The 11,596-nt window shown below is 59.6% G+C and carries 10 protein-coding genes, 3 pseudogenes and 1 other annotated feature; of the genes and pseudogenes, 5 read left to right on the top strand and 8 right to left on the bottom strand.

The annotated features are described in order from the left end of the window. Window positions 1-41: 41 nt before the first annotated feature. From tnpB to AC1RDS_RS19210, 3 genes are all read right to left on the bottom strand, one after another. Window positions 42-374, bottom strand: a complete 333-nt coding sequence (tnpB, locus tag AC1RDS_RS19200) for an IS66 family insertion sequence element accessory protein TnpB (RefSeq protein ID WP_492227225.1) — start codon at window positions 372-374, stop codon at window positions 42-44. Beyond that, complete coding sequence (locus AC1RDS_RS19205; RefSeq protein WP_492227226.1) at window positions 371-919, bottom strand: transposase; 549 nt, start codon at window positions 917-919, stop codon at window positions 371-373. The genes tnpB and AC1RDS_RS19205 overlap by 4 nt, the downstream gene beginning before the upstream one ends. 129 nt (window positions 920-1,048) lie before the next feature. Next, window positions 1,049-2,235, bottom strand: a protein-coding gene (locus AC1RDS_RS19210) for an IS3 family transposase (RefSeq protein WP_492227227.1) whose coding sequence is annotated in 2 segments (ribosomal slippage) — window positions 1,049-1,941 and window positions 1,941-2,235 — 1,188 coding nt in all. Because the reading frame shifts where the segments join, the coding sequence is not laid out codon by codon here. 56 nt (window positions 2,236-2,291) lie between these two features. Here AC1RDS_RS19210 and AC1RDS_RS19215 point away from each other — a divergent pair. Continuing rightward, a pseudogene (locus AC1RDS_RS19215) lies at window positions 2,292-2,417 on the top strand (IS110 family transposase); the annotation flags it as partial. A gap of 276 nt (window positions 2,418-2,693) precedes the next feature. On the opposite strand, the gene AC1RDS_RS19220 reads toward AC1RDS_RS19215, so the two are convergent. Next, the gene (locus AC1RDS_RS19220; protein WP_492227228.1) at window positions 2,694-3,929 is read right to left on the bottom strand and encodes a CaiB/BaiF CoA transferase family protein; all 1,236 of its coding nucleotides are present in this window, start codon (window positions 3,927-3,929) and stop codon (window positions 2,694-2,696) included. Window positions 3,930-3,977: 48 nt separating this feature from the next. After that, window positions 3,978-4,946 (bottom strand): Bug family tripartite tricarboxylate transporter substrate binding protein, encoded by a 969-nt coding sequence (locus tag AC1RDS_RS19225; protein ID WP_492227229.1) that lies wholly within the window; start codon window positions 4,944-4,946, stop codon window positions 3,978-3,980. A 186-nt stretch (window positions 4,947-5,132) separates the two neighbouring features. On the opposite strand from AC1RDS_RS19225, the gene AC1RDS_RS19230 reads away from it, so the two are divergent. Genes AC1RDS_RS19230 through AC1RDS_RS19245 form a run of 4 tightly spaced genes read left to right on the top strand, consistent with a single transcriptional unit; the run spans window position 5,133 to window position 9,022 of the window. Continuing rightward, on the top strand, window positions 5,133-6,272 hold the full coding sequence (locus AC1RDS_RS19230; RefSeq protein ID WP_492227230.1) for an acyl-CoA dehydrogenase family protein: 1,140 nt from the start codon (window positions 5,133-5,135) through the stop codon (window positions 6,270-6,272). Then, window positions 6,269-7,351 carry an acyl-CoA dehydrogenase family protein gene (locus tag AC1RDS_RS19235; protein WP_492227231.1) on the top strand — a complete coding sequence of 361 codons (1,083 nt, stop codon included), beginning with the start codon at window positions 6,269-6,271 and terminating at the stop codon, window positions 7,349-7,351. Before AC1RDS_RS19230 ends, AC1RDS_RS19235 begins: the two co-directional genes overlap by 4 nt. Before the next feature lie 30 nt (window positions 7,352-7,381). Then, entirely contained in the window at window positions 7,382-8,173 is a 792-nt protein-coding gene (locus tag AC1RDS_RS19240; RefSeq protein ID WP_492227232.1) for an enoyl-CoA hydratase/isomerase family protein, read from the top strand. Window positions 8,174-8,179: 6 nt separating this feature from the next. Next, window positions 8,180-9,022, top strand: coding sequence for an SDR family oxidoreductase (locus tag AC1RDS_RS19245; RefSeq protein WP_492227233.1), 843 nt, complete (start codon window positions 8,180-8,182; stop codon window positions 9,020-9,022). An 84-nt stretch (window positions 9,023-9,106) separates the two neighbouring features. Here the strand turns inward: AC1RDS_RS19245 and AC1RDS_RS19250 are convergent, their stop codons facing one another. The 3 genes and pseudogenes from AC1RDS_RS19250 to AC1RDS_RS19260 all read right to left on the bottom strand — a co-directional run bounded on the left by AC1RDS_RS19250 (window position 9,107) and on the right by AC1RDS_RS19260 (window position 11,332). Continuing rightward, window positions 9,107-9,844: a TetR/AcrR family transcriptional regulator gene (locus tag AC1RDS_RS19250; protein ID WP_492227234.1), complete on the bottom strand. Its 738-nt coding sequence runs from the start codon at window positions 9,842-9,844 to the stop codon at window positions 9,107-9,109. A 57-nt stretch (window positions 9,845-9,901) separates the two neighbouring features. Then, a pseudogene (locus tag AC1RDS_RS19255) lies at window positions 9,902-10,051 on the bottom strand (IS3 family transposase); the annotation flags it as partial. Between the two features lie 52 nt (window positions 10,052-10,103). Next, window positions 10,104-11,332: pseudogene (locus tag AC1RDS_RS19260) on the bottom strand (IS3 family transposase). Beyond that, window positions 10,938-11,054, bottom strand: a sequence feature (AL1L pseudoknot). Its footprint overlaps the pseudogene before it by 117 nt. Window positions 11,333-11,596 lie beyond the last annotated feature (264 nt).

An 11,596-nucleotide genomic window follows, 5' to 3' on the forward strand; every position in this document is an offset into this window, starting at 1 on the left:
AGATCCACGGATTGCGCGTCGGCGGTCATGCAGCACAGACTTCAGACCATGGTGATGATGCCGGCGTCTCCCATGCGCTGCCAGGGCAGGCCCAGCACCAGGGCGTCAAGCTGGACAGGCTCCAACTGCCACTGCTCATTGCCTGGCGCCGGCCAGACGAACTTGCCCTGGTGCAGGCGGCGAGCGGCCAGCCAGATGCCGATGCCGTCGTGCACCAGCACCTTGATGCGGTTGGCGCGTCTGTTGGCGAACAGATAGGCGTGGTGAGGGTGGGCGGCGCCAAAGACGGTAACGACCCGGGCCAGCGCCGTGTCGGTGCCGGCGCGCATGTCCAGCGGGGCCGTGGCCAGCCAGGCGGCATCAATGCGGATCATTGCCGCAGCACCTGGAGCAAACCCTGCAATGCGCGGGAGCACTCGCCAGCAGCGGCCAGCGGCCAATTGACCGTCACGCGGGTGCCGTGATGACAGCACTCGATGCGGATGTCTGATGAGCAAACTGCCGATGCGGCACTTGGGGCAGCTTGTGCACCCGCTGCCTGAGGCCCCATCACCGGCGAGCCCAGCGTCATGGCGATGAAGGCGGGCACGGGGTTGGACGGCACCGGATGAGCCTGATGCGCTGGGGCAGGAATGGCTTGTACATTGGCCACTAGCTCAGCCGCTGCATCGTCGCAGTGCGGGGCGATGCCGGACGCAACAGGATGCGCCGTATCGCAGGCGCTCTGGTGCAGGCCCAGACGATGCTCCTTGAGCCAGCGATGCAGCACATTGGCATTCATGCCATGTTCGCGCGCCGTGGCGGCAATCGATGCGCCGGGCTGCCGGCACGCGGCGATCAGTTCAGCCTTGAATTGTGCGCTGTAGACCCGGCGAGTGCGGGGGACACGGGAGCGCGAATGGGGAATCTCTTGAGACATGGTGTGCACGATGGTTTACGTGGACACGATGGTGCTTGCAATTGCTCATTCGAGCTAGATGGGTTGGCCGGACGGATACGCTACAGCGGCGACATTACATGACCCTGCCTCGTTTCCACGTACACCAAGTCATGCAGCCAGCAGGCTGCGTTCCTTTGTGACAGGGGCCCGGCATCCGATAGCCGTGTGCATGCGCACGCGGTTGTAGAAGCCCTCGATCCAGTCCACGATGTCCAATCTTGCCTGCGCCCGAGTGTCATAGCTTACCTGGTAGATCCGCTCGACTTTGAGCGTCTTGAAGAAGCTCTCCATGGCCGCGTTATCCCAGCAGTTCGCCCGTCTGCTCATCGACATCGTGATGCCGAAGTCCGCCGCCAGCCGGCGGTACTCGAGACTCGCATATTGGCTTCCACGATCCGTGTGCACCAGCAATCCCGGGCTCGGCTTGCGTTGCCAATACGCTGACTTGAGGGCAGCACACACCAGCTTCGCATCGATCGAGTCTGACATCGACCAGCCTACGATCCGGCGGCTCGCCAGGTCCATCACCGCGGCAAGGTACAGCCAACCCTCGCCGGTGGCGACATACGTGATGTCGCCCACCCAGGCCTGGTTCGGCTGCCAGCCGTCGAAACGTCGATCCAAAATATTGGCTGCCACCGGCAGGCGGTGCCCTGAGTCGGTGGTGACCACGTACGCCCGGCGGTACACCGGGAACAGGCCTTGGCGCTTGAGACTCTGGCGCACCCGCTCGGCGCTCACGCACTCGCCCTGCTGGCGCAGTTGCTGCGTGATCCGGGGCCTGCCGTAGCTGCGGCGGCTGCCCTGATGGATGGCCGCCACCTTGGTGTCCAGGGCCTGGTTGGCCAGAGTCCGCGCGCTGGGCGCCCGCACGCGCCACTGGCAGTACCCCGAGCGCGATACCAATAAAACCCGGCACAACCGGCTGACGGTGTATTCGTCGCGATGGTTCTCGATCCAGGCGTACTTCATCGCGACCCCTTGGCAAAGTACGCCGTCGCTTTTCGAAGGATTTCCACATCGAGCTTCGCGTCGGCGAGTTCCCTGCGCAACCGGCTGTTCTCAGCCTCCAGTTCGCTCACGGGCCGGCGCGTTGGCACTGCCCCCGCATTCAACGCGACTTCAGGTGCGCCTGTGCCTGCTGCGGCTGAGCGCCGCTTCCAGTTGCCCAGTGTGGCCACCGGAACACCCAATCGGCGCGCCGCTTCGTGGCCTCCGACCGATTCGGCCAGCCGGGTCGCCTCGACTTTGAATTCATCCGTGTATTGCCGCTTGGGCAGTTTGGTATCTCGCATCTCGATTCTCCATACAGCTGAAGTTTCCAACTTCTTGCTGTACGTGAAATCAAGGCAGGGTCAACAACGTCGTGGTCGTGGCGTTGGCCAACAAGATGGCGCGCACCGCGTGGGCGGTTCTAGCCAGGGGCATGGCCTTCGACCGGACTCGCTGGAATCCGCTTGAAACGGTAACTGCCTGATCCATCAGCGCGGTGCGCCACTGACCTACAACACCGATTTGAAGGAGAACCTGCACAAAGAGTATTGATGGAATGACGGTCAAACCGGGTTGGGGAATTCCGATGAATCGCCAGTACCTTGAGTACATCCCGGAGATAGGAACCCCAGCCGCGAATAGCCATCATGGGCAGCAGCAACCACTGCACCAACAGCCCGGATGTAAGGCAGCAAACCCTTCAGACCATCACAACGTAAAAAGCTTGTACTCCTTGGGCGGACCATGTAGGCGATTCACGTCAAGCAGGCGTCCGGATGATTCCTGACCTTAACAGTGCATCAATCTCAACAGCGCTTAGACCCACTTCCTGAAGTAGTTCCACGGAATGCTCGCCTAGTGAAGGCGCGTGCCTGGATATGCATGCCGGTGTGCCAGCAAAACGCACGGACGGGCGCGCCTGCGTAATGGGGCCCTCGGTCGGATGTTCGTGCGTCTCAAAAAAACCAACGGACTTGAGCTGCGGGTGCTCCTTTAGTTCGTGCAGGCCATAGATGCGTGTTGCTGGAATGTCCAATTCCTCGCACCATGTCACGCACTCCTCGCAGCTCATGTCTGTCAGTAAAGACTCAAGGTCAGCGTACAACTCGCGTATACGCATGTTAAGCTGACAGCGATCGAGTCCTTCGTACTTTTTGAGTAAATCATCGCGGCCCTTGCGCTGGAAAATCATCGTCCAGTTCACTGGTGAGTACGGCAAGACGGTGACGTATCCATCGCGCACACCGATGGGCTTACGTCCGCCGTTGACTATGCGCGCATAGCCAGGCGGGCCCTCTTCCGGAACGAAGCTCAGGCCACCCAAATGCTCTACTAGCGTGAATGCGGTCATGCTCTCGAACATAGGTACCTCCACATACTGACCTTGCCCTGTACGGGCGTGATGCAACAGAGCAGCGGTAATTGCCTGAGCGACCATGATGCCGGCTGCCTTGTCGGCAACCAGCGTCGGCATGTAACGTGGAGCATTGGCATCGCGCAGGTTCAGATCAACCAGTCCGCAGCCAGCTTGCACGATGTCGTCGAATACCGGCTTACCCGCATACGCTCCACCTTCTTGATAACCCGTGGCCACACAATAAACGATGTCAGGCCGCACGCGCTTAATCGCCTCATAGTCCAACCCTAGGCGTTCAATGGCCGGCACACGCATGTTGTGGACGAACACATCGGCGGTCGCGGCCAGTCGAAGCACTATCTGCACACCTTCGGGCGTCTTCAGGTCGATAGCCAGCGACCGCTTATTGCGGTTAATGGTCAGGTAGATGGAGCTCATACCCTGATGGCGCGAAACGCCATTGAAGCGCATTAGATCACCGTCAAGACTTTCGATCTTGATAACGTCAGCACCGTAGTCCCCCAGGATCTGAGTGGCCATCGGGCCGAGCACGACAGCTGACAGATCTAACACCCGAAGCCCCGCCATTGGGCCAGTTGGGATGGTGGGCGGATTGGTTTCCTGATGTGAGAGAGACATGATGCTGTATGGATACGAACGGAGTAAGCGGCTGAAAAATTCCCGGACTTATTGAACAAGACCGGCTGCTTCAGCCACACGCTTGAAACGCTCGTACTCACGTATCTGAAACTGACGCAGGTCGTCACCCTTCAAGTCCAAAAGCATGCCACCGCGTTGCTTACGATAAGCCACTGACTCAGGCATTGCTAGCACTTCGCTAAAGTTCTTTATCAAGGTGTTGGTGATATCGCTGGGGGTATCGCTACGTACGAAGAATGAGCTCCAGACATAGGTCTCGAACTCGCTAAAGCTACTTTCCATCATCGTCGGGACATCAGGAATAGTCTCCGGACGCTTGGCACCGGTGGTAGCCACCATACGAATGCGGCCAGTCTTATGCATCTCAACGAAGGAGCTCGGATCAACTATGGCCATTTCCAGCTGACCACCGATCACGTCGGTTACAGCCTGTGAGCCACCTTTGTAGTTGATATGGTTGATTTCAACGCCAGCTGACGTGCCTACCCAGGCTGCTACCAACTGGTAGCCTGCTGAGTAGTTACCAATATTGATTGGGCGCTTCTCCTGTTTTGCCGCAGCTACCACATCATTCATGGACCGGTGGGGAGAGTCGCCTCTAATGACAAAAGCAGCAGGGCCAAAAGTTGATCCAACCAATGGCTTGAAGTCCTTGAAAGGGTCATAAGACATCTTGCGCATGATCGCTGGGTTGACAGACATCGGCGTGTTGCTCGATAGCATGATGGTGTGGCCGTCTGCAGGCGCAGACTTAACAGTCTGCACAGCAATCAGGCCGTTTCCTCCTGGCCGGTTTTCCACGAGCACGGGTTGTCCCAGGCGTTTCGATAGCAAATCGCCGTAGAAGCGCGAATCCGAATCTGAGCCGCTACCCGCATTGAAGGGCACGATGATGCGTAACGGCTTGGTCGGCCAGTTTTCCGCCAGCGTGGCAGTAGATGCGAAGGCGGTGATCGTAGCGACGAAAGCGCCAACAATGCTTTTGATTCGGGTCATACGTAGTCTCCAAGTCGATTTGTATTTTTGACAAGGCAACACGCTGAAAGCGAGTTGCCAAGAATCACTTTAGCATTTATATTTGTTGGTCAGCAAGCACATTATTGTGGATGGGCCTGAATAGACGGCATTCGCCGCCTCGGCTACCTTAAATGGAAGCCCAGTTACCCCAAATGGAGACTACCTGTGCAAGTACTAAACATAAGACCGGCGCAGTTGCCAAGGGAATGCGAAGGCCTGCGTGCGCAGGTTCGCAGCTTTCTGAGCGATGCTTTGGCCGACTATCCACGTGAAGAACGTGCCCGAAACTGGTCTGGCTACAGCGCCGAGTTCAGTCGCAAGCTTGGGGAACGTGGCTGGATTGGCATGACCTGGCCCAAGCGCTACGGTGGCGGCGAACGCTCCATGCTCGAACGATACGTGGTGCTTGAAGAACTCTTGGCCGCTGGAGCACCCGTTGCCGCACACTGGGTGGCCGACCGCCAAAGCGCCCCGCTGCTGATGCGCTATTCGCCAGACGTTCTGGCCCCACGCCTAGTCCCGAAGATCGTGCGCGGAGAATGCTTCTTCTGCATTGGCATGAGCGAACCAGACTCCGGATCGGACCTTGCATCCATCCGCACGCGTGCCGTGCGTGACGGCGACGATTGGGTTATCAATGGTCGTAAGGTATGGACCTCCAGCGCGCACAAATCGCACTACATGATCGCGCTGGTCCGCACTGCCGCGCCGAGCGAAAACCGCTACGCTGACATGTCGCAGTTCTTGGTGGACATGAGCACGCCGGGCCTGATAGTTCGTCCAATCATCAACCAGTTGGGCGAGCACGAGTTCAATGAAGTCACTTTTGATGACGTGCGCGTTCCGCACGAAAACCTGATCGGCGAGGAAGGCGACGGCTGGAACCAGGTGACCACCGAGCTTACCTTCGAGCGTGCGGGCCCAGAGCGCTACATGAGCAGCACTCAGCTCATGCTGGAAATGCTGGACGCCTCTGATGCAAGAAACCCGCACCACACCCTGGTGCTGGGCCGTCTGGTAGCGCAGTACGCCACGCTGCGCCAGATGTCACTGGGTGTCTCGGGCATGCTGGCTGCAGGCCAGAACCCGTCCATGGCCGCTGCGGCGGTTAAAGACCAGGGCGCCCTGCTGGAGCAGGCCATTCCTGATTTGGCGCATGAACTTTTCGGCGGGCGCGTACCGCCCGACAGCACGCTTGCCAAGGTGCAACAGCACTTGGTTGTGGCTAACCCCTGTTTCTCGTTGCGTGGCGGCACGCGCGAGATCCTTCGCGGTATCTTGGCCAAGGGAATGGGCTTGCGATGAACGACGAAAAAATGATTCAGGAAAGCGCGGCTCGTCTGTTTGCCGATGCTGCCGAAGACCTTACCCTGAACGAACGCGCTGAGTCTGGTGAGTTCCCTGGCGCGCTGTGGACGCAGATCGAAGAGTCGGGCTTCCAGCTTGCCCTCGTGAGCAGTGATCAAGGATTTGGCCTGCTGCCCGAGCAGGCCCTTCCTATATTCTCGGAGCTGGGACGCTACCGCATACCAACGCCGCTGGCTGAAACGGCTATTGGCCTGGCCTTACTCGACGCAGCCGGCCAGTCACTGCCAGCTGGACCTGGCACGTTGATTGATGCGCGCGTGGGCACCGAACTCAGCCTCGCTGCCAGCGGTGAGAAGATTAGCGGTCGTGCTCAGTCCGTGCCGTGGGCGTGCCACGCACGCTGGGCAGTGGCTCAGTTGGACAATGGCGATCTGGCCTATATAGATCTGGCAGACGCCAAGGGAGTGAGCATCACCCCTGGCCGTGACACGGCAGGCATGCCCAGCGACACCGTTAATTTCGACAGCGCGATCGTGCGTTCCGTGCTTCCAGCCTCGGCATTTGCCGTGCGCGAGCCGCTGCGCTCGCTTGGCGCGCTGGTGCACTCGACGATGATGACGGGCGCTATGGAATGGGTGCTGGTACAGGCTATCCAGTACGCCAACGACCGCGTGCAGTTCGGTCGGCCCATCGGCAAAAACCAAGCGCTCCAGCAAGCCCTAGCTCAGGTAGCCGGCGACGTGGCCACCGCGCGCATGGCCTCGCTGATGGCAGGGCAGGATTTCAGTCTGACCGACGCCGAGCGTGAATATCGCGGCCCTTTTGGCGTAGCAGTGGCCAAGGTATGTTGTGGTGAGGCCGGCACTCGTGTCGCCGCCGTCGGGCATCAGGTATTGGGCGCTATCGGCTTCACCCGCGAACACGCGCTGCATACCGCAACTCGCCGCCTGTGGGCCTGGCGTGAAGCGTACGGCGCCGATGCATGGTGGGCACAGCGCCTGGGCGAAACGGCGATCCGCGCCGGCTCGGCCGCCTTCTGGACCGCCATGGCAGAGCGCCAGTTCCGCACGGCCTGAGCCTAAAGCGACGCAACAAGGAGACATAAAATGGATAACGAGACCTTTGCGGACCTGAACATCGAACGTCACGGCAATGTGGCCTTGATCGAGATGCAGCGCCCGCCGCACAACTTTTTCGACCACGCGCTGATTGCCTCGTTGGCCGATGCGCTGGAAATGTTGGAGCGTGACCAGTACTGCCGAGCCATCGTTCTGGCCGCACAGGGTACGGCCTTCTGTGCGGGTGCGAATTTCAGCAGTACCGGTGACGGTACGAACGCCCCAGAACGCCCGCGCCAGCTCAACCCGATCTATGCCGAAGCCCTTCGTATCTACGCGACCACCAAGCCGATCATTGCGGCAGTGCAAGGTGCGGCAGTGGGCGGTGGCCTTGGTCTGGCTCTGGCGGCGGATTTCCGTGTGTCCTGCCCGCAAGCACGCTTCACAGCGAATTTCAACCGCCTCGGCTTTCACCCCGGCTTCGGCCTGTCTGTGACCTTGCCGCGTCTGGTGGGTGAACAGAAGGCTGCCCTGCTCTTCTACACTGGCCGACGCATTGACGGAAACCAGGCACTAGCGATTGGGCTGGTGGACCAACTGGTAGACAGCGCGGAATTAGTGTGCGGTGCAGCCATGGCGCTGGCCGAAGAAATCGCCATCTCCGCATCCATCGCTGTGCAGTCCACGCGCACTACGCTGCGCAATGGCCTCGTTGCAGCTATCCGCAACGCAGTCGCGCGAGAGAGTGAGGAGCAGTTCGCGCATTTTCGTACATCGGATTTCCGTGAGGGCGTTAAGGCGATGGCCGAGCGTCGTACTCCCAATTTCACAGGTAGCTGAGATCATATGCTGCAAGCTAATTTGTTGCGGGAGCGTCGTGTACTTATTACTGGTGGTGGCACCGGTCTCGGGTTCGCGATGGCCGCGCGCTTCGCCCAACTAGGAGCTGCGCTAGTGTTGAGTGGACGCCGCAAAGAAGTGCTAACGCAGGCGCGCGACACCTTGGTCGCTCAGCACGGCGTAGACGTGCAGGCTATTGCATGCGATGTGCGTGACGCGGAAGCTGTGGCTGCATTGTTCGATCAGGCTACTCAAAGCGGCCCAATCGATGTGTTGGTCAACAACGCGGCCGCAACCTTCATCGCGCAAACAGAACGCTTGAGCCCGCGGGCGGCTGACGCAATTCTTGCACCCACAATGCATGGAGCGCTTTACTGCACGTTGCAGGCAGGCCGCCGATGGATCGATGCGGGTCAGCCAGGTGTTGTGCTAAGCATCCTTTCCACCTCCACGCGCACAGGCCGCGCCTTCACCGTACCCTCGGCAATGGCCAAGTCCGCGCTTCTCGCGATGACGCGTAGTCTGGCTGTGGAATGGGGTTCGCACGGCATTCGTACGGTGGCTATCGCCCCTGGTCCATTTTCCACGGAAGGTTCCACACGCGGTCTTGACCCTGGCGCCTCGCGAGAGGGCCCTGGCAAGCTCAAGGGCAACCCCCTCGGTCGCCTGGGCAGGCCTGAGGAACTGGCGGAGCTTGCCGCCTTTCTAATCAGCGATTGCGGTGCTTACATCAACGGCGAGATGATCGCCATCGATGGCGGTCAGCACTTGCGCCACTCCGGTGCAGAAGATCTTATCGCCTGGACGGCCGCCGATTGGGAGCGCGCACGGCAAGCACGACATCGTTAAGACCCATTCAATCACTCCGCTCTGCATCTGCACCCGAATGTGTGACCGAGAGCATTAAAGCGCTGAATGCAATCTATTAGGTACTCACTTCACGCCCAGTGTGCGATCCACCATTTGCATCGTGATGTCGCGCATGCTTGATAATTCTAGATCGCCAAACACCAAGCGCTGGTGTAGCACACCACGCATCGCGCCCAAGATTAAAGTAGCCGCCGCTACAGGGTCTATCTCGGGGCGGATCTCGCCCATGGCAATCCCCTTCTGAATGTGCTCTGCGAGCCGGTCGATACTGTTGCGCAGGTATTCACCAATGTGCGGATTGAGGCTGGAGTCCTCCATGAAGCTTTCAGTCATCATGACCAGCAGGGCACGCGTTTCAATCCAACGTTTGTCGTCTCTGTCAAAGTAGGCTTTGACCTGTCGACGCAACGTATCTAATCCAGGCCGGCTCACCGGAAGCGCACGCAATCGGGCTTCGAAGCGCTCGCCAATGGTATTGGCAAGCTCCCTGAGCAGCCCTTCCTTGTTGCCAAAGCGATGAGCGGGCAACCCACGGCTGTAACCAGCTGCTTCCCCCACTTCGGCTAACGTCATGCGTACCGAACCCCGGCGCGCAACGATCTCGAGCGCGGCGTCTAGGATCTTGCGTTCAGCCAACTCGCGCCGCTGCGCCTGAGTGAGTCGAGTCGGTGCTTCTGTACGGTCTGAGCTTCCGGTGTCCGTTTGCACAGAGTCTTCGTCGCTCTTCGAAGTTGTTTTTTCGGCTACGGTTTTTTGAGTGGACAATTTCAATGCAGAGCGGGTCTTCTGGTGTTCGGCCATGAGTGCACTGTGCTGGTGTGATGTCGTCCCTGTTTCGTGTAGCTCTTAACCCATGGGTTAAGCGGCCTTTTTGCGCTGTGCCTCGCACCAGCGTTGTTCAAACTGCATCGGGCTCAGATAGCCTAACGAAGAACGCAGCCTGCGCTGATTGTAGAAGGCCATCCAGTACAAAACTGCATGTCTGGCCTGTTCCCGTGTGGAAATTTCGCCTATGCACACTTGAACCGCCCCGGGTTTCGTGGAGGCCGGTTGGTTTAAGTCAGGCAGTGGTTGGAGCCTGATTGGCGAGATGCCGGTAATAGTTTGCCTCAGCTTCGGCCGGAGGTATGTAGCCGATGGGCTCGAGCAGCCTGTGGTGGTTGAACCAGGACACCCATTCCAAGGTGGCCAGCTCCACCGATTCCTTGCTCTTCCAGGGTGCTCGCCTGTGAATCAGTTCGGCCTTGTACAGCCCGTTGATGGTCTCGGCCAGCGCGTTGTCGTAGCTGTCGCCCTTGCTGCCCACTGAAGGTTCGATGCCTGCCTCGGCCAGGCGCTCGCTGTAGCGGATGCTGACGTATTGCGAGCCGCGATCCGAGTGGCAAACCAGGCTGCCATCGCGCTCGGGTTGCCTGGCGTACAGCGCCTGCTCCAGCGCATCGAGGACGAAGTCCGTTCGCATCGAACTGCTCACGCGCCAACCCACGATGCGCCGCGCGTACACGTCGATCACGAACGCCACGTACTGCCAGCCCTGCCAGGTCGAGACGTAGGTGAAGTCAGATACCCAAAGCTGGTTGGGTCGATCGGCCTTGAAGACTCGGTTGACCCGGTCCAGGGGGCATGGTGCCTTGCCATCGCTGATAGTGGTGCGCACCACCTTGCCACGGCGCACACCTTGCAAGCCCAGGCGCTTCATCAATCGCTCGACCGTGCAGCGGGCAATGGAAATGCCCTCGCGGTTGAGCTGCTTCCAGACCTTGTCTGCGCCGTAGACCCGCATGTTGGCTTGCCAGACGCGTTCGATATGCGGTGACAGGACACCGTCACGCTGAACGCGCTGACATCGCAGGGCCGGGCTGCGTTGCTGGGCGGCATGGCGCCAGTAGCCAGACGGGGCGATCTGCAGCACCTTGCAGATCGACTCGACCCCGTAGGCCTGTCGATGCTGATCGATGAAGCCCTTCAGGACTTCAGACGGCGGTCGAGCTCCGCCTGGGCGAAAAACGCGCTGGCCAGCTTCAAGATCTCGTTGGCTTTGCGCAACTCCTTGTTCTCGCGTTAGAGTTCCTTCAGGCGTTGTAGCTCCGATGTGCTGATGCCGTCCCTGGCACCCGTATCGATCTCTTGGCGCTTGACCCATTCGTTGAGGGTCTGAGGCACGCAGCCGATCTTGGGGGCAATCGATTCAATGGCGGCCCACAGCGATGGGTACTCGCCTCGGTGTTCTTGCACCAGGCGCACAGCGCGTTCACGGACCTCGGGCGAGAACTTGTTCGTCTTCTTCATGGCTCAATCCTCTCAGAGTGTTGAGCCTCCGCGAAACCCGGGGCGATTCACACTCGCCGTCTGTAATCGGATCGTGCCAATTCAAGGACTTCGAAGACTTGAGACGATCGCTACCACTGCTAAGTGCTCGGCGCGGGTTGTCCAACGAACTGTACCGCCGTACCCCCGGCGTGGCCGACCCTACCACCTAGTCCACTGAATCATTGAAATTGGTGATATCGACGCTGTGGGTTGTCGTACTTCCATTTGATCGGCTTGGGGTCT

It is taken from the genome of Acidovorax sp. GW823-FHT02H02 (genome assembly GCF_058797075.1).